This window comes from Streptomyces sp. NPDC017246 (genome assembly GCF_044331325.1).
Lineage (GTDB): Bacteria > Actinomycetota > Actinomycetes > Streptomycetales > Streptomycetaceae > Streptomyces.
In genome coordinates, this window is record NZ_JBIRMW010000007.1 from 344,269 (window position 1) to 362,522 (window position 18,254).

Consider the following 18,254-nt stretch of genomic DNA (forward strand, 5'->3'; position numbering starts at 1 on the left):
GTACGCGGAAGGACGTGGGGGTCGGCATGGGTGACGGTATGGGGAGCGGCATGGAGGGCGGCACGGTGACAGCGGCAGTGGACAGGACCGCGGACGGGCCGGCGGACGGGGCTGTGGACGGGGCGGCGAGCGACACGGCGGTGGGCCCGGGCGTCGGCGGGGAGGACGGCTCCGGGGTCGACCGGCTGCTCGAAGCGGTCCGGGCGGGGCGGACCGACGAGGTCCCCGCGCTCCTGGAGCCCTTGGACGCCGCCGCGCGCAAGGTCGCGCTCGGCAGGCTGAAGGCGCTGCGCGCCGAGATGCGCGCCGGCGCCAGTGACCGGGAGTCGATGCTCGCGGGTCCGGCGAACCGTGTCCGCAGCGCGCTGTACGTGGCGGGAGCCGGCTGTCTGACGGGGGCCGCGGCGGCCGCGAGCTGGCTGGGCGCACGTGACCTGCTGGTGTGGGAGAGCGACGGCGCCACCGCCCTCGCGGCGCTCGGCGAGCGGGACCCCGAGTGGGTGGCGGATCTGGCGGGCCGCCTGGCCGGGCGTCGGGCCGTCGCGGAGAACAGATACTCGCTGCTCCGCGGGCTCATGGCACGCTGCGGGTACACGGTCCCGCCGACGGACGGCTACGTCACCGGCTGGACCTGGCACATCACCGACGCGCGGCTCGTGGAGCGGCTCCGGGAGGACTCGCAGACACCGGTCCTGGTGGCACACGCCCTCGCGATGGCCGAGGCCCCCGAGCGGCTGACCCGGTCGGTCCGTCCCGACGCGCCGACGCACTGGCCCTCGGCCCTGCGGACGCTCGTCGCGGAAGGCGTCCTGGACCGTGACCAGGTCCTCGACCTCTGTGTGTCCCGGCTGCTGCGCGGCGGACCCGTCAGGAACCTCCGTCTCCCGCTGGAGACGGTGCGGCTCCTGGCGCCGGACACGGACGAGCTGCGGGAGCGGATCCCCGACTGGACCGGCATCGCGGCCGACGCCCCGTCGCTCGTCGCCGGGTACGCCCAGGACGTCCTGACGGAGCTCGCCTCGGCAGGGGTGCTGCCGGTCGGGGCGCTGGCCGAGATGACGAGCGGGGTCCTCTTCCGTACCGAGAAGAAGCTCGTACGGGCCCAGTTGGCGCTGGTCGGCAAGGTGCTCGCGGCGGAGCCCGGCGCGGCCGGGGAGCTGCTGCCCGCCGTCACGGAGGCCTTCGGGCACGAGGACACCAGCATCCAGGAGCGGGCTCTCACACTGGTGGGCCGTCATCTGTCCGCCGTGGAGCCGGAGGTGCGGCACGAGCTGGCCGAGGCGGCCGGGCTGCTGAGCGCCACCCATCGGCAGGCCGCCGAGGGGCTGTTCGGCGACGCCCTGGAGGAGCCCGCCGGGGCCGCGTACGAGGAGATCCTCCCGCCGGTGCCCGAGCCGCAGCGGGTGGCGCCCCCGGCGACGACGGTGGAGGCGCTGGTCGAGGAGCTGGTGGTGCGGGGGCTCTCCGAGGAGCCCGTGGCGTTCGAGCGGGCGCTCGACGGGCTGGTGCGTCTCGCGCACCGGGACCGGGCGGCGCTGGCCGAGGCGGTGCGGGAGGCCTTCCCCTGGCCCCGGTGGGAGCAGGAGACCCACTACTTCACGCACCACACCCACGGGGTCCACGTGGTGCTCGGGGGGCTGCTCGGTCTGCTGAACCAGGCGCTCGTCGACCTGGGCCGGACGAGGGGACACGGTGCGGACCACTGTCTTCACCAGGCCCTGTCCGGAGTTCTCGACGCCAGGCTGTGGGAGGCCGCCGATCTCATCGGCACGGACGCGCTGCCGTTCCTGCTGGCCACACCGACCTGGCACTCCGGCGGCATCGACCCGCCGGTGCTGGTGGAGCGGCTGCGGGAGTACCGGGACGCGGGCGTCGAGCCCGCTCCGGCCGATCTCGCCCAGGCCCTCGTCCGGGTGCGGCGGGCCGACCCGTCGGCGGAGCGGGCGGCCGCGGAGGCGGCGGCGCTCGGCACCCCGGCCGGCGGGCGGCTCGCCGCCCGGCTCCGGGAGGAGGTGTCCGTGGGGGCGTCGGTGCGGTTCCTGCGGCGGGACGAGGACAGGACCGTGCAGAGGTGGTGGCTGATCGACCGGCTCGTGGTCGGGATCGGGACCGGAGCCGGAACCGGGGTCGAAGAGACCGGGGGCGAGGTCGGCGGGCGTCCGATGGCGCGAGAGGAGCTGCCGCCCGCCTTCCAGTGGCTGGGCGGTGCCCTGGAGGCGACCCCGCGCCGCTGCTACCACTGGGTGGAGAACCGCGCGCAGTGGTCCTCGGTGCTGCCCGCGGACCGTGAGGTGCTCGCGGCCTGTCTCCTGCCGACGCTCGCGGGCTGCCTCGAAGGGGACCAGCGCGGCGCGGCCGAACCCCTCATCGCGCTGGCCGAGACGGAGGGCCCGGTCGGCCGGGCGGTCCATCTGGCCCTGGCGTTCGGTCTCGGCTGCGTGGACGCCGACGACCGGCTGCGCGCGGTGGACGCGGTGCTCGTCCTGGCGTCCCGGGGCGAGCTGGACGCCCGTCTGCTCGGCACGGAGCTGGCGTCGCTGATCATGGAGGGTTCGGTCAAGCCGAACCGGGTGGCGGACGCGGCCCGGACGGCGGCCGCCACCGGGGCGTACGGCACGGTCTGGGCCGTTCTCGCGGCGATGCTTCCCGGGCTCCTCGGCGCGCCGAAGCCGGTGCGCGGGCTCGGCGAGGTGCTCGCGGTCGCGGCGGACTGCGTGGAGCGGTGCGGGGCGGGCGATCGGGTGGCCGGGCTCGACACCCTGGCCTCGGGGCGGGGTTCCTCGCAGCTGGTGGTGCAGGCCGGACGGCTGTCGAGCGCACTCCGCCAGGGGACCGGTCAACCCCTGACAGAAACGGTCTGAATCATTCTTTAAGCCGCCAGATGGGCGCTTAACCCGTCAGTCACAAAGCGTTCGTGATCACGCAACACCGCTGGGTCACAGTGAGGTCATGACCGATGTGACGTCCTCGAAGAGCACCCGCCGTCCGCACCACTGGCGGCACGACCTGATCGAACTCGCCGCCCTGTTCACCGCCGTGGTGGTGGCCGACACGATCGCCAAGACCATCGCCAAGGGGCCCGACGGCCACTACCTCCTGGTGTTCTCGGCGATCGCGCTGGCCGCCACCGCGGGCTTCCACACCTGGTGGGCGCGGAGGCATACCCATGCGAGCCATCATCCGCCCGCCGGTGACACCGGCGGGCCCGCCTCCGTGACCGTCTCCGCCGGTTCGGCCCCCGTCGAACACCCTGAGGAGGAGCCGGGGGTACCCGTCGAGACCACGCTGTGGCGGATGCGGACCACCGTCGCGGACACGCCGGGCAGCCTCGCCGCCCTGTGCACGGTCCTCGCCCGTCTGGGCGTGGACATCCTCACCCTCCAGACGCATCCGCTCGCCGACGGCACGGTCGACGAGTTCCTGCTGCGGGCTCCCGCCGGTCTCTCCGCGCACGCCCTCGCCCGGGAGACGGCGGCGGCCGGCGGCCGGGACACCTGGACCGAGCGGGCCGACGCCCACGACCTGGTGGACACCCCGACCCGGGTCCTCGGTCTGGCCACCCGTACCGCCCTCGACGCGGCCGAACTGCCGCTGGCGCTGCGCCAGCTCCTCGGCCGCTGCACCCTGCACTCGGTGCCCGCCGTCTCGCTCACCGGCCGCCCCACCGGCGAACACGCCCCGGTCGAGGGCGTCCTGGAGGAGACCGTGATGCGGCTGCGTGACCCCAACGGCGGCACGCTGATCGTGGAGCGGCCCTACCTTCCCTTCACCCCGACCGAGTTCGCCCGCGCCCGTGCCCTCGTCGAGCTCGACGCCCGGCTCGGCCCGCGTGTCCCGCACAGCCAGGACGTGCTGACCCTGCCCGAGGGCAACGAGATCACCGTGCGCCGCGCCGACCAGCGCGATCTGCCCGCCGCGCGCGCGATGCACGACCGCTGCTCGGCCCGCACGCTGGGCCTGCGCTACCACGGCCCGGTCGGTGACGCCGACCGCTACCTCGACCATCTGCTCAGCCCGCGCTTCGGGCGCACCCTCGCCGTGCAGACGACCTCCGGCCGTCTCGTCGCCCTCGGGCATCTGCTCTGGGACGGCGACGAGACGGAGGTCGCGCTGATGGTGGAGGACGACTGGCAGCGGCGCGGCATCGGCTCCGAGCTCCTCGGCCGGCTGGTCGCGATGGCCGAGGAGGCCGGCTGCGCGAGCGTGTACGCCGTGACGCAGTCGTCCAACACCGGGATGGTGGCCGCGATGCGGGCCCTCAGCCTGCCCCTCGACTACCAGATCGAGGAGGGCACCCTGGTGATCACCGCGCGACTGGCCTCGGCACCTCGGCCGGCCGCCCGTCCGCAGCAGGAACAGCACGAAGGGATCCGGCGGGCGGAGCGCTGAGCGCCTGGGTCAGGTCCCGCCACAGGTCCTCGACGTCCTCGAGACCGACCGACATCCGCAGGAGCCGGTCGCTGACGCCCGACGAGCGGCGGTCTCCCTCGGCCACGATGCGGTGGCTGATGGAGGCCGGGTGCTGGATGAGGGTGTCGACGCTGCCGAGGCTGACGGCGGGCGTGATGAGCCGGACGCCGGCGATGACGTCGTGCGGGTCGCCGTACACCTCGAAGGCGATCATCGCGCCGCCGATCCGGGGGTAGTGGACCCGCGCGATCCGGGGGTCGGTGGCGAGCCGCCGTACGAGCTCCGCCGCCGTCCCGGAGGCCGCCCGCACCCGTACCGGCAGGGTGGAGAGACCGCGCAGCAGCAGGTAGCCGGCGAGCGGGTGGAGCACTCCGCCGGTGGCGAAGCGGACCTGGCGGAGGGTGCGGGCGAACTCCTCGTCGCAGGCGACGATCCCGCCCATGACGTCGCCGTGTCCGCCCAGGTACTTGGTCGCGCTGTGCAGCACGATGCGGGCGCCCTGTTCGACGGGCCGCTGGAGCACGGGCGTGGCGAAGGTGTTGTCGACCAGGAGCGGCACGGAGCCGCAGGAGTGGGCGAGGGCGCGGATGTCCGCCTCGGCGAGGGTCGGGTTGGCGGGGGACTCCACCATGACCAGGCCGGTGTCGGGCCGTATCGCGTCGGCGACGCCCGCCGGGTCGGTCCAGGTCACCTCGGTGCCGAGCAGACCGGCGTCGAGGAGATGGTCGCTGCAGCCGTACAGCGGGCGGACCGCGACCACATGGCGCAGGCCCTGACTCGCCCGGGCGAGGAGGACGGCGGTGAGGGCCGCCATGCCGCTGGCGAAGGCGACTCCGGCCTCGGCGCCCTCGAGGCGGGCGAGGGCCTCCTCGAAGCGGGCGACGGTGGGGTTGTCGAGCCGGGCGTAGACGGGCGGGCCGTCGAGCCGGGCGCCGGTGGTGGCGAACTCGTCGATGCGGGCGGCCTCCGCCCGGGCGTCGTACGAGGGGTAGGTGGTGGACAGGTCGAGCGGCGGGGCGTGCAGACCGAGCGAGGCGAGGTCTTCGCGGCCGGCGTGCACGGCTTCGGTGGCGAGGGCCCTCGGGGTGGCCGAGGGGCCGTAGTCCATGGCGTCCATGGCGGCACTGTGAACGGATACCGGGAAGTAGCGGGAAATCGCCGTGCTACGTTCGCCAGATGGCCGATTCTGTCGTACTGGACGCGGTCGATCTGCACATTCTTCGCCTCCTGCAGAACGACGCCCGGACCACCTACCGCGAACTCGCCGCCGAGGTCGGTGTGGCGCCGTCCACCTGCCTGGACCGTGTCGCACGACTACGGCGCACGGGCGTGATCCTCGGACACGAGCTACGACTGGATCCGGCCAAACTCGGCCGTGGACTGGAAGCGCTCCTTCTCGTCCAGGTCCGCCCGCACCGGCGGGAACTGATCGGTCCGTTCGTCGACCGGATCCGGGCCCTCCCCGAGTCCCGGGCGCTCTTCCATCTGACGGGACCCGACGACTACCTGGTGCACGTGGCCGTCGCGGACCCCGCCGACCTGCAGCGACTCGTGCTCGACGAGTTCACCTCGCGTCGCGAGGTCGCGCGCGTCGAGACCCGGCTGATCTTCCAGCAGTGGGAATGCGGCCCTCTTCTGCCGCCCTCGGCGAGCCCCTCCATGTCAGCCGACTGAGGCCGGACGAGGGTGACGCGGGCCCGCCGGACGCGCCAGGATGGCCCCCATGCCAGAGACTTCCAGCAGCCCGCTGCCCCGCCAGGTCGCCGACGAACACGTCGACGCACTCATCGCCCTCGACCCGATCATCGGTACGTACCTGGGAGTCAAGGAGAGCGCCGGACTGCTGCCCGACTTCTCGCCCGCCGGCCAGGCGGCCGTGGCCGGCCTCGCACGCCGTACGCTCGCCCGGCTCGACGAGGCGGAGCGCGCCCCGGGGGCCGGCAGCGAGGCCGAACAGCGCTGCGCGAGGCTGCTGCGGGAGCGCCTGACGGCGGAACTCGCCGTGCACGATGCCGAGGAGAGCCTCTGCGCGGTCAGCAACATGCGTTCGCCCGCGCACAGCGTGCGGATCGTGTTCACCGTGATGCCGACGGAGACCGAGGAGGACTGGACGGCGGTCGCCTCCCGGCTGCGCGCCGTTCCCGGCGCCCTGGAGGGCTACCGCTCCTCGCTCGCGCTCGGCCTCGATCGCAAGCTGTTCGGCGGACCGCGCCCCACCGCCACCTTCGTCGATCAGCTCACCGAGTGGGCGGGCGTGGACGGCGGAAAGCCGGGCTGGTTCGAGGAGTTCGCCGCCGCGGGCCCCGACACCCTGCCCGAGGACCTGCGGGCCGGACTCGCGAAGGCGGGACGGGGCGCCACCGAGGCCGTCGTGGCGCTGCGGGACTGGATGCGGGACGTGTACGCCCCCGCCGTCGCGGGCGCCCCGGACACGGTGGGGCGGGAGCGCTACCAGCGCTGGACCCGCTACTTCAACGGCACCGACCTGGACCTCGACCAGGCGTACGCGTACGGCTGGACCGAGTACCACCGGCTGCTCGGCGAGATGCGGACCGAGGCCGAGCGGATCCTGCCGGGCGCCGACCCCTGGGAGGCGCTCGCCCACCTCGACGAGCACGGCACGCACATCGAAGGCGTGGACGAGGTCCGGGCCTGGCTCCAGGGGCTCATGGACGAGGCCATCGAGGCCCTCGACGGCACCCACTTCGAACTGGCCGACCGGGTACGCCGGGTGGAGTCCCGGATCGCCCCGCCGGGCGGCGCCGCCGCGCCGTACTACACCGGCCCGTCCGAGGACTTCTCGCGCCCCGGCCGCACCTGGCTGCCGGTGGACGGGACGACCCGCTTCCCGGTCTACGACCTGGTGTCGACCTGGTACCACGAGGGCGTGCCCGGCCACCACCTCCAGGTCGCGCAGTGGGTGCACGTCGCCGACCGGCTCTCCCGCTACCAGGCGACCATCGGCAAGGTCAGCGCCAACATGGAGGGCTGGGCGCTCTACGCGGAGCGTCTGATGGACGAGCTCGGCTTCCTGCCCGACGCGGAACGGCGTCTCGGCTACCTCGACGGGCAGATGATGCGTGCGTGTCGGGTGATCGTGGACATCGGCATGCACCTGGGTCTGGAGATCCCGGCCGACTCGCCGTTCCACCCGGGCGAGCGGTGGACCCCGGAGCTGGCCCAGGAGTTCTTCCAGCGGCACAGCAGCCGCCCGCCGTCCTTCGTGGAGAGCGAGATGACCCGCTATCTGTCGATGCCGGGCCAGGCCATCGGTTACAAGCTGGGCGAGCGCGCCTGGCTGCTCGGCCGCGCCAAGGCGCGGGCGGCGCACGGAGAGGCGTTCGACGCGAAGGCCTGGCACATGGCGGCCCTCTCGCAGGGCCCGCTCGGCCTGGACGATCTGGTCGACGAGCTCTCCCGCCTCTGAGCCCACCGGGGCCGAGATTCCCCGGCCGAACACTTGATCGGCCGGGGAATCCCCTGCTATCTGTGCTGTATGACCACCGAGTACACCCCCGACGCCACCGACTGGCGCATCCTCGAAGCCCTCCAGTCCGAGGGCCGTGCCAGCTTCGCCGAGCTCGCCCGCACCGTGTCGATGTCCCCGTCCGCGGTGACCGAACGGGTGCGGCGTCTGGAGGAGGCCGGGGTCATCGCCGGATACACGGCGATCGTCGACCAGGACCTCCTCGGGCTGCCGATCCTCGCGTTCGTACGGCTCCGCTACCCGCACGGCAACTACAAGCCGTTCCACGACCTGCTCGACCACACGCGGGAGGTGCTGGAGGCGCACCACGTCACCGGCGACGACTGCTTCGTCCTCAAGGTCGCCGCCCGCTCCATGAGGCACCTGGAGGAGATCGCCGGGAAGATCGCCACGCTGGGCTCTGTGACCACGAGCGTCGTCTACTCCTCACCGCTCCCCCGGCGCTCGCTCAGCCGCTGAGCGCGTCCGCGCCGGTGCGCAGGCGCACCGCGGAGCCGTCCCGTGCCTTGACGACCTCCAGCTGGGCCGGGATGCGGCGGCGCAGGTCTCCGACGTGGCTGACGATGCCGACGCTGCGGTCGCGCTCGCGCAGCGAGTCGAGGACGTCGAGGACCTCGTCGAGCGTCTGCTCGTCGAGGCTGCCGAAGCCCTCGTCGATGAAGAGGGTGTCGAGCCGTACGCCGCCCGCCTCGTCCGTGACGACGTCGGCGAGGCCGAGGGCGAGGGCGAGGGAGGCGAAGAAGGTCTCGCCGCCGGAGAGTGTGGCGGTGTCGCGCTCGTTGCCGGTCCAGGCGTCGACGACGTGCAGACCGAGGCCGGCCCGCTTGCCTCCGGAGCGCGCGTCGGAGTGGACGAGGGTGTACCGGCCGGAGGACATCCGCTGGAGGCGGGCGGTGGCCGCTGCCGCGACCTGTTCGAGACGGGCCGCGAGGACGTACGACTCCAGGCGCATCCGGCGTTCGTTCTCGGCGGAGGTGCCGGCGGTGAGCGCGGCGAGGCGGGCCACCCGGTCGTACTCCTCGCGGAGCGGCCCGAGCCGGCGGACCTCGGTGCCGGCCTGCCGGGAGAGCCCGGCGAGGCCGGTGGCCCGCTCGTCGGCGGCGGCGAGGACGGCGCCGGCCTCGCGGAGGGCGCGTTCGGCCGCCGTGTGGGCGGTCTGCGCGGCGGCGGGGTCGGCGGGCGGAAGGCCGGCGGCGGCAGCGGTGCCGGGCTCGGCGAGCCGGTCCGCGACGGCGGCGGCCTCCGCCTGCCAGGCGTCCACGCGCTGCTGATGGTCCCTGCGCTCGCCCTCGCGCAGCAGCGCGGCGGCGGCCTCGGCCGGGGTGGCGAAACCGGCCCGGTAGGCGGCGTCGGCGAGCCGGTCGTCGGCCTCCTTGAGCCGCTGGGCGGCGAGTTCGGCGGAGCGTACGGCCCCGCCGGCGTCGACGAGGAGTGCGATCCGCCGCTCCAGACGGGTGGCGTGCTCGGCGACGCTGGCGAACGCGCCCCGTCCCCGGGCGAGTTCCTCGTCGAGGGCGCTCTGCTCCCGGTCCAGCGCCTCGCGCCGCGAGGTCCGTGCGGCGACCCGCCGCTCGGCCTCCCGCTGGGCGCCGACCCGCTCCTCGTGCTCCCGCTCGGCGCGCGCGAGCGCCTCCCTCGCGGTGTGGGTCTGTCCGGCGAGCGTGTGCGCCTCGGTGTGGAGCCGGCTCAGCTCCTCGACCTGGCGGGCCAGCTCGCCGACGCTCGGCCCGGCCTCGTCGGCCGCCTCCGAGGTGCTGCCCGCCTGGACCTCGGCGCGGGCCGTGGACCAGGACTCGTGGGTGACGGCCAGCTCGCGTTCGGCGGCCGTACGGGTCTCCTCGGCGCGGGTGTAGGCCGCGTAGGCGGCGTCCTCGGCGGCCCGGTCGACATGGCCCGCGGTGGTGCGGGCGGGCGCCGGGTGGGCCGTGGAGCCGCAGACCTGGCAGGGGTCGCCGGGGCTGAGGGTGACCGCGAGTTCGGCGGCGATGCCCTCCAGACGCCGGGACTTGACGTCCAGCCAGCTCTCATGGGCGGTGTTCCGGCGTTCGCGGGCTTCCGCGAGGCGGGCTTCGGCCGCCCGGGTGTCCTGGGCGAGCGCGTCACGGCGGCGGGCCGCGGCGAGCCTGCGGCGGGCGGGATCGAGGCGGCCCGCGAGGTGTTCGGCGCGGGCGGCGGCGTCCCGCGCGGCCTCGACCCGGTCGGTGAGCGCGCCCCGACGGGCCTCCCAGTCGGCGAGCCAGTCGGCCGCGTCCCGGAGGACCTCGTCGTCGGCGCGTGCCTCGCGCGTGAGGAGGGCACGCTCGTCGGCGACCGCGGCGGCACGGCGCTCGGCGCGGCGGGCCGCCTCGAGACCGCCGAGATCCTCGCGGAGCCGGTGCTCGCGGGCGGAGAGGTGCTCGGCCCCCGCGTCGGCGAGGTCGGGCGGCAGCTGGGCCCGGGAGCGTTCCCGGGCGATGTGCGCGGTGGCGTGCTCGCGCTCGGCGTCCTCGCGCAGTCCGAGCGCGGGGGCCACCCGGTCCGCCTTGAGGCTGCGGTCGAGGGCGGCCTGGAGGCGGTCGCGCTCGGGGGCGTGGGCGGTGAGCCGCTCGTGGCGCAGGAGCGCGTCGGCGTGCCGGGCCTGACGGGCGGCCAGGTCGTTCTCGGCGTCGAGGGCGCCGCGTGCGGCGCCCTGCCGGCGCTCCGCCGCGTCGAGCCGTACGCGCGCGATGTCGAGTGCCTCGCGGGCCTCCGTACGGGCGACGGCGGCCCAGGTGAGGACGGCGTCGGCGAGCCCGGGGTCGCCGGGCCGCCCCTCGACGGAGGTACGGGCGACGCCGAGGCCCCCGGCGGCCTGGCCCATCCGGTGGGCGAGGGCGAGGAGCCGCTCGTCCCCCTCCTCGACCTGCTGCTGGGCCGCGCGGCGCAGTTCGGCGAGGCGTTCCTCGACGGCGGCGAAGCGACGGGTGTCGAAGAGCCGGCCGAGGAGCTTGCCCCGGGCTTCGGCGTCGGCGCGCAGGAAGCGGGCGAAATCGCCCTGCGGGAGGAGGACCACCTGGCAGAACTGCTCGCGGCTCATGCCGACGAGCTGCGTGATCTCCTCACCGATCTCCTGGTGGGAGCGGCTGAGGCCGTTCCACGCGCGCGTGGCCGGGTCGTACTCGCGCAGCCAGGTCTGGGCCTTCTCGGTGGTGAGGCCGCCGCCGCGCTTCTTGGGGCGCTGCTGGGCCGGGCGCCGGGTGATCTCCAGGCGCCGGTCCCCCACGGTCAGTTCGAGGACGACCTCGGTGGAGGTGCCGACGGGGGCGTGGTCGCTGCGCAGGGACGCGCCGGGCGTCTGGCGGACGCCGGGCACGCTCCCGTACAGGGCGAAGCAGACCGCGTCCAGGACGGAGGTCTTGCCGGCGCCGGTCGGTCCGTGGAGGAGGAAGAGCCCGGCGGTGGACAGGGCGTCGAAGTCGACGGTCTGTGTGCTGCCGAAGGGGCCGAACGCGGTGATCTCCAGGCGGTGCAGCCTCATCGGCCCACCTCGCGCTCGGCCGTGTCGACCCGTACGTCGTCGAAGGCGCCGTACAGGACGGTCCGTTCGGCCCCGTCGAGGGCCGCGCCGCCGCGGACATGGGCCACGAAGTCCTCCGCGATCTGCTGGTCGGTGCGGTCCCGGAGCCGCTGGGCGTAGGAGGCGCCCGCGTCGGCGTCGGCGCGGTCGGGGTCGAAGACCAGGTTCAGGGTGTGCGGGAAGCGTGCGGTGAGCCGGGCCATCGGGTCCGTCGGCCGCACCGGGTCGGTGAGGGTGGCCTCGACCCAGGACCGCTCGTGCGGCGTGAGGGCGGGCTCGGCGAGGAGGTCGTCCAGCCGCCCCCTGATCCGGGCGAGGGGCCGCGGGACGGGGCAGTCGAGGCGTTCGGCGGCGGTGATGGCCCCGTCGGGACCGGCCGCGCCCAGGTCGACGAGCCACATCGTCTTGCGGTGGTCCGCCTCGGAGAAGGAGTACGCGAGGGGGGAGCCGGAGTACCGCACGCGCGGGGTGAGGGTCTGGCTGCCGTGCAGGTGCCCGAGCGCCACGTAGTCGACCCCGTCGAAGATCCCGGTGGGGACGGCGGCGACACCGCCGACGGTGATGTCCCGCTCGCTGTCGCTGGCCGCGCCGCCGGCGACGAAGGCGTGGGCGAGGACGACGGAGCGGGTGCCGGCGGGACGCCCGGCGAGGTCGGCCCGGACCCGGTCCATGGCGGCGGCGAGCACGGCCTCGTGACCGGCCTTCGCGGCGCCGAGCTGCTCGCGGACGAGCGCCGGTTCGAGGTAGGGGAGGCCGTAGAGGGCGATGTCGCCATGGGTGTCGGTGAGGACGACGGGGGTGCCGATGCCCGCGGGGTCGGTACGGAGGTGGATCCCGGCCCGTTCGATGAGTCCGGCGCCGACGCCGAGGCGGCGGGCTGAGTCGTGGTTGCCGGAGATCATGACCGTGGGCACCCCGGCCTCCGCGAGGCGGTGCAGGGCGGTGTCGAAGAGCTCGACCGCGGACAGCGGGGGCACGGCCCGGTCGTAGACGTCCCCGGCGACGAGGAGCGCGTCCACCCGGTGCTCGTGGACCGTCGCGACGAGGTGGTCGAGGAAGGCGGCCTGGGCGTCGAGGAGGCCGACGCGGTGGAAGGACCGGCCGAGATGCCAGTCCGAGGTGTGCAGGAGCCTCACGATGCCGTCCCACCCCGCATGTGCGCCGCTCCTCGCCACTGGTTCCCGTTCGTGTGCGCCTTCCTACGCTATCCCGCCGGGGGGTGTGGTCGGAGCCGTACGGGAGAGGCGGCCGGGAGCGGTACGGGCCGTGTGGCCGGAGGTCCGGGTGCGCCGGGCGGACGGCTTCGGCCGGGCCTCTCCCGTCCAGGATTTCGGGTCTCGCGCGTCACGCCTCAGGTGTCACAGGTGTCACGTGTGACGCGTCACACGTCGCCGTACGCCTCGCCGCCGAGTTCGAACGAGGCGCTGCCCGCCGTGGCGTCGGCCAGCCACGCGCGGAAGGCGGGTACGTCCGAGTCCGGGAGGCCGATCTCGATCGTGACGGCGTCGGCGTACCGCACGTCGAGGACGGCCCGCCCGGTCGCCCGCAGGTCGTTCTCCAGCTTGCCCGCCCGCTGGTGGTCGACGGTGACGGTGGCGAGCCGGAAGCGCTGCCTGGTCACCGTGCCGAGCGCGTCGAGGGCCTCGCCGACGACCCCGCCGTAGGCGCGGATGAGGCCGCCGGCGCCGAGCTTCACCCCGCCGTAGTAGCGGGTGACGACGGCGACGACGTACCGCATCTCGCGGCGCAGGAGCATCTGGAGCATGGGGACGCCGGCCGTGCCGCCGGGCTCGCCGTCGTCGCTCGCCTTCTGGACGGAGGCGTCGGCGCCGAGGACGTACGCGAAGCAGTTGTGGCTGGCGGTCGGGTGCTCCCTGCGGATGCGCGCGACGAACTCCTGCGCCTCCCGCTCGTCGGCGACGGGCGCGAGCGCGCAGAGGAAGCGCGAGCGGTTGATCTCGGTCTCGTGCACGCCCTCGCGGGCCGGTGTCCGGTACTGCTCCTGCATCCGGCCAGCCTACGTTCCGGCGGGCCGCGCCCACGCCGCCGGGCACTCCGGAGGCCGGCCCCGCGGTCCGGGCGCTCCCGGCAGTCCTACCGCCCGGCGGCGGTCCGGCCGGCGGTTTGGACGGCGGTCCGGGCGGCGCTACGCCCCGTCGGGCTCGCGCTCCCCCGCGGCCGGCTCCGGCGCGGTCGCGAGTCCCGCGTACGGCAGGGCGCGCAGGGCGAGGGCCCAGCCGAGGCGGGCCTCGCCCGACTCGCTGGAGCGGCCGGTGAGCTCGGAGATACGGCCGATGCGGTTGAGGACGGTGTTGCGATGGCAGTAGAGCTGGTCGGCGGCCCGGGAGGCCGAGCAGCCGTGGTCGAGCCAGGCCCGGAGCGTGGTGAGGAGCGCGGCCCGTTCGCCGCCGGTGGCGAGCACCGGCCCGAGGTGCACGGTGACGATCCGCTCGGCGATGTCGGCGCGCCCGCTGAGCAGCACCTGGGCGAGCCGGTCGTCGAAGACGGCGACCTCGCCGCTGCCCGCCGGAAGGGTACGGAGGGTCTGTTCGGCGAGGCGCAGGGCGCGCCCGGCCTGGGAGAGACGGTCGAACTCCGGGGAGACCCCGGCGGTCGCCCCGGTCCGCTCGCGCAGGGCCGCGAGGAGCGCGCGCGTGGCCGGGTCGGTTCCGCCGCCCGGCCGGGCGGGGGAGGCCCGTCCGGCGGGCGCGTCGCGGCGGGGCAGCCGGACGATCCCGGCGTAGCGGCCGGAGCGGGGCCGCCAGTACGACCACATGCCCTGGGCCTCCAGGACGGGCGAGGGGTGCGGCGGGGCGGCCGGGTCCTGGGCGGCGACCACGACGACGTACCGGTCCACCGCAGGCACGCCGAGCGCGGCCGCGGCGGCCGAGGCGACGGCGGGGTCGTCGGCACGGCCGTCGAGCAGCGCCTCGAAGAGGGCGACCCGCCGGGTGTCCTGGCGGCTCTGCAGCTCCAGCTGGGCGATCCGGTACGCGTCGGCCATGGCGACCGAGTAGCGGTCGATGGTCTCCCAGACGCCGCTCGCCATGTCGAGCTCGATGTCCCGGCTGTCGGAGTCGCGCCCGGCCCTGACCCGGAGGTACTCCGCCATGACCTGCCAGAGGACCCGGCCGCCGCGCCGGTAGGCCTGGAGCACGGTGTCGAGCGGCACGCCCTGCTCGGCGCGGCGGCGGCCGGTCTCCCGGGCCGCCCACTCGAAGTCGCCGCCGGTCGGGGCCAGGCCGCCGAAGTCCTCGAGGGCGCGCAGCAGGTTGTCCCGGCAGATCTCCCAGAGGTCCTCGCGGGTGACGGGGGCGCCGGAGGCGTACGTGCCGGAATGGGCGCGGATGTCGTCGACGGCGCGGTCGGTGAGCCGGTCGATGTCGGTGAGTATCGCCGTGGCGAGGGTCTTGCGGAGCGCGCCGGAACCGCCGAGCGGGGTGTGGGCGCCCCCGGTGGCTCCGGAGCGCGCTCCCGCGGGCTCGCCGGGTGTCGCCGAGCTGTGCGTCATGGCTCGCACCGTAGCGCCGGGATTTGGCGAATGCCACGGGTCGGGCCAGACGGCGGGGCCGCTGCCCAGTTCGGCGCGTCACATGGTGGGCAGCTGCACATGGCCCCGGGGCGGGTTCGCGACGGATTCTGTGCCGTGACACCGATCGTCAACAGAGCTGTTGACTCCGCGTATCTGGAGCGTGCCATGTCACTGAGCGTCGCCGGCGTCCTGGGCGAGTCGGCCCGACACTTCCCCGACCGGATCGCGGTCGTCGAGGGGGCGACCCGGCTCACCTACGGGGAGCTGTGGACGGAGGCGCTGCGCTGCGCCGCCGGACTGCGCGCCGCGGGGGTGAAGCCGGGCGACCGGCTGGCCGTCCTGCTGCCGAACACCGTCGAGTTCCTCCGTGTGTACTACGGGGCGCTCGCGGCGGGCGCGACGGTGGTCCCGGTGCACGCGCTGCTCGTCACCGACGAGGTGCGGTACGTCCTGGAGCACAGTGGCGCGGTGGGCATCGTGAGCGGCGGACCGCTCTGGGCGGTGGCCGACGAGGCGGCTCGCGCGGCCGGGGTGCGCGCCTTCCAGGGTGCGCCCTCGGCGGCGGAGCCGCTGGCCGCCGCGGAACCGGCCGGCCCCTCGGACACCGCCGTGATCCTCTACACGAGCGGGACGACGGGCCGCCCCAAGGGCGCCCTGCTCACCCATCTCAACATCGTCATGAACGCCTCCGTGACCTCGCAGGACCTGCTCGGGCTCGGCGCGGGCGACGTGGTCCTCGGCTGTCTGCCGCTCTTCCACAGCTACGGCCAGACCTGCGCGATGAACGGGACGCTCCGCCAGGGCGCGACGCTCGTGCTGATGCCCCGGTTCAGCGGTCCGGCGGCCCTGCGGGTGCTCGCCGACGAGGGCGTCACGGTCTTCATGGGGGTGCCGACGATGTACCACGCCCTGGTGGAGGCGGCGGCCGGTTCGGAGCTGCGTCCGGAGGCCCTGCGCGCCGCCGTGTCGGGTGGCGCGGCCCTGCCGGTGGCCGTCCTCGAACGCTTCGAGGAGACCTTCCGTACGCAGGTCCTGGAGGGATACGGCCTGACGGAGACCTCGCCGGTGGCGACCTTCAACCAGCCGCACATCGGCCGCCGGCCCGGGACGGTCGGGCACCCGGTCTGGGGGGTCGAGGTGGGCATCGCGGACGCGGCCGTCGACCGGGAGGTCCGGCTGCTCCCGGACGGCGCGGTCGGGGAGGTCGTGGTGCGCGGGCACAACGTCTTCGCCGGCTACCTCGACGATCCCGGGGCGACGGCGGCGGCCGTCGTGGACGGCTGGTTCCGCACGGGTGACCTGGGCGTACGGGACGAGGACGGCTTCCTCCGGATCGTGGACCGCAAGAAGGACCTGGTCATCCGGGGCGGCTTCAACATCTACCCGCGCGAGGTCGAGGAGGTGCTCGTGCGCCACCCCTCGGTCTCGGAGGTCGCGGTGATCGGCGTCCCCGACGAGGCGAAGGGCGAGGAGGTGTGCGCGGTGGTGGTCCGCAGGGAGGGCGCCGCCCCGCTCTCGGGGGAGGAGCTGGTCGACTGGTCGCGGGAGCGGCTCGGCCGGCACAAGTACCCCCGGATCGTGCGTTTCGTCGAGGAACTGCCGCTGGGCCCGACGGGCAAGGTCCTGAAGCGCGCGCTGGTGGCGGGGGCGCGGGCGTAGCCGTCACCGTGGCTCCGAACACTCCCGAAGGTCCGAGGAAGGGTGGCATCGATGGCGGAGCGTGGACCCGAGGTCCGCACACGGTACGGGGCGCTGCGGGGCTCGCTGAAGGACGGCGTGGCCGCCTTCCTGGGGGTGCCCTACGCGCGGGCCCCGGTGGGGGCGCTGCGGTTCCGGGCGCCGGAGCCGGCCGCGCCCTGGGAGGGGGTACGGGAGGCCAGGGCGTTCGGCCCGACGGCTCCGAAGCGCCCGTACGCCCCGCCGCTCGACGCGCTGCTCCCGGATCCCGACGTCCCGGGTGACGACTGTCTGAACCTGAACGTGTGGGCACCGTGGCGGGGCACGGACGCCGGCGGCGCCGGGCACGACCGGGACCGCGCCCCCGGTGAGGGCGGCCGGCCGGTGATGGTCTGGATCCACGGCGGTTCGCTGATCCACGGCTCCTCGGCGGTCCCCGTCTACGACGGCACCGCCTTCGCCCGGGACGGGGTCGTCCTCGTCTCGGTCAACTACCGGCTCGGCGTCGAGGGTTTCGGGGTGTTCCCCGACGCCCCCGGCAACCTGGGACTGCGCGACCAGATCGCCTCGCTGGCCTGGGTGCGGGACAACATCGCCGTCTTCGGCGGCGACCCGGAGCGGGTGACCGTGTTCGGCGAGTCGGCGGGCGCGATCTCGATCGCCGCGCTCCTCGCCTCGCCGCTCGCCAAGGGGCTGTTCCGGCGCGCGGTGGTGCAGAGCGGGGCTCCGATCGCCCAGCCGCTCTCCACGGCCCGCCGGACGACGGAGGCGGTGGCCGCCCGGCTCGATGTGCCGCCCACCGCGGAGGCCTTCGCGCGCGTGGACCGGGAGCGGCTGCTCGCGGCGCAGACGGAGGTGACGGCCAAGGGTTCGCCGCTGACGGGCGGGCACTCCTTCCAGATCGTCGTGGACGGGGAGGTGGTGCCGCGCGATCCGGCGGCGGCGCTCGCGGACGGGGCTTCGGCCGAGGTGGATCTGCTGATGGGCACGACCACGGAGGAGTACCGGCTGTGGTTCGTGCCGAGCGGTGTCACGGACCGGGTGGGTCCCCTGGTGCAGCGGCTCCTGCTGTGGAAGGCGAAGGTGCCGTCCCGTGCGGCCCGGGTGTACCGCGCGGGCCGTCCGCGGGAGAAGCCGGGCGAGGTCCTGGGGGCGCTCGCCACGGACAAGCTGCTGCGGATCCCGCTGAACACGCTCGCGGACGCCCGGCTGCGGGCCGGAGGTCCCGGCGGAACGTATCTGTACGAGTTCGGCTGGCGCTCCCCCGTGCTCGGTCTCGGCGCCTGTCACGCGCTCGAACTCGGCTTCGTCTTCGACACGCTCGACCTGCCGGAGACCCGTGCGCTGACGGGTCCGGACGCGCCCGGCGATCTGGCGGCGGCGATGCACGCGGCCTGGGTGTCCTTCGCCGCGACGGGCGAGCCGGGCTGGCGCCCGTGGGACCCGGCCCGCCCGGTGATGACCTTCGGCCCGGGCCTCCCGTCCCTGGTCGAGGCCCCGCGGGAGGCGGAACGCCGGGCGTGGGAGGGACGATCCGCCGGGCAGGGACCGACCGCGCCTCCGGTACGGGAATCAGGCCACGGGACGGCTGGTTGACCGGGGTGACGGGCCGC

The 18,254-nt window shown here is 74.9% G+C and carries 12 protein-coding genes; 7 read left to right on the forward strand and 5 right to left on the reverse strand.

What is annotated here, in order from left to right; translation table 11 throughout:
* Positions 1 to 26: 26 nt before the first annotated feature.
* A complete protein-coding gene (locus ACH4MY_RS19140) occupies positions 27 to 2,861 on the forward strand; it encodes a DUF6493 family protein (protein ID WP_398004455.1) in 2,835 nt (944 codons plus the stop codon).
* An 88-nt stretch (positions 2,862 to 2,949) separates the two neighbouring features.
* Positions 2,950 to 4,389, forward strand: coding sequence for a GNAT family N-acetyltransferase (locus tag ACH4MY_RS19145; protein ID WP_398004457.1), 1,440 nt, complete (start codon positions 2,950 to 2,952; stop codon positions 4,387 to 4,389).
* On the opposite strand, the gene ACH4MY_RS19150 is transcribed toward ACH4MY_RS19145, so the two are convergent.
* Complete coding sequence (locus tag ACH4MY_RS19150; protein WP_398004459.1) at positions 4,304 to 5,527, reverse strand: trans-sulfuration enzyme family protein; 1,224 nt, start codon at positions 5,525 to 5,527, stop codon at positions 4,304 to 4,306. The genes ACH4MY_RS19145 and ACH4MY_RS19150 overlap by 86 nt on opposite strands.
* A 59-nt stretch (positions 5,528 to 5,586) precedes the next feature.
* Between ACH4MY_RS19150 and ACH4MY_RS19155 the strand changes: the two genes are divergently transcribed.
* The 3 genes from ACH4MY_RS19155 (at position 5,587) to ACH4MY_RS19165 (ending at position 8,356) form a co-directional block, all read left to right on the forward strand.
* Positions 5,587 to 6,084: an Lrp/AsnC family transcriptional regulator gene (locus ACH4MY_RS19155; RefSeq protein WP_398004461.1), complete on the forward strand. Its 498-nt coding sequence runs from the start codon at positions 5,587 to 5,589 to the stop codon at positions 6,082 to 6,084.
* A 49-nt stretch (positions 6,085 to 6,133) separates the two neighbouring features.
* Positions 6,134 to 7,837 carry a DUF885 domain-containing protein gene (locus ACH4MY_RS19160; RefSeq protein ID WP_398004463.1) on the forward strand — a complete coding sequence of 568 codons (1,704 nt, stop codon included), beginning with the start codon at positions 6,134 to 6,136 and terminating at the stop codon, positions 7,835 to 7,837.
* Positions 7,838 to 7,906: 69 nt separating this feature from the next.
* Positions 7,907 to 8,356: an Lrp/AsnC family transcriptional regulator gene (locus tag ACH4MY_RS19165; protein ID WP_398004464.1), complete on the forward strand. Its 450-nt coding sequence runs from the start codon at positions 7,907 to 7,909 to the stop codon at positions 8,354 to 8,356.
* Here ACH4MY_RS19165 and ACH4MY_RS19170 read toward each other — a convergent pair.
* The 4 genes from ACH4MY_RS19170 to ACH4MY_RS19185 form a co-directional block, all read right to left on the reverse strand.
* Positions 8,346 to 11,393 (reverse strand): AAA family ATPase, encoded by a 3,048-nt coding sequence (locus ACH4MY_RS19170; protein ID WP_398004466.1) that lies wholly within the window; start codon positions 11,391 to 11,393, stop codon positions 8,346 to 8,348. The genes ACH4MY_RS19165 and ACH4MY_RS19170 overlap by 11 nt on opposite strands.
* Positions 11,390 to 12,568 (reverse strand): exonuclease SbcCD subunit D, encoded by a 1,179-nt coding sequence (locus tag ACH4MY_RS19175; RefSeq protein ID WP_398004468.1) that lies wholly within the window; start codon positions 12,566 to 12,568, stop codon positions 11,390 to 11,392. Before ACH4MY_RS19175 ends, ACH4MY_RS19170 begins: the two co-directional genes overlap by 4 nt.
* A gap of 245 nt (positions 12,569 to 12,813) precedes the next feature.
* Positions 12,814 to 13,440 carry a YigZ family protein gene (locus ACH4MY_RS19180; RefSeq protein ID WP_398004471.1) on the reverse strand — a complete coding sequence of 209 codons (627 nt, stop codon included), beginning with the start codon at positions 13,438 to 13,440 and terminating at the stop codon, positions 12,814 to 12,816.
* Positions 13,441 to 13,578: 138 nt separating this feature from the next.
* Positions 13,579 to 14,943, reverse strand: a complete 1,365-nt coding sequence (locus ACH4MY_RS19185; protein ID WP_398004472.1) for a PucR family transcriptional regulator — start codon at positions 14,941 to 14,943, stop codon at positions 13,579 to 13,581.
* A 186-nt stretch (positions 14,944 to 15,129) separates the two neighbouring features.
* Between ACH4MY_RS19185 and ACH4MY_RS19190 the strand changes: the two genes are divergently transcribed.
* Both ACH4MY_RS19190 and ACH4MY_RS19195 read left to right on the forward strand, forming a co-directional pair.
* The gene (locus ACH4MY_RS19190; RefSeq protein ID WP_398004474.1) at positions 15,130 to 16,623 is read left to right on the forward strand and encodes a long-chain fatty acid--CoA ligase; all 1,494 of its coding nucleotides are present in this window, start codon (positions 15,130 to 15,132) and stop codon (positions 16,621 to 16,623) included.
* Between the two features lie 51 nt (positions 16,624 to 16,674).
* Entirely contained in the window at positions 16,675 to 18,237 is a 1,563-nt protein-coding gene (locus tag ACH4MY_RS19195) for a carboxylesterase/lipase family protein (RefSeq protein ID WP_398004476.1), read from the forward strand.
* Positions 18,238 to 18,254: the final 17 nt, after the last annotated feature.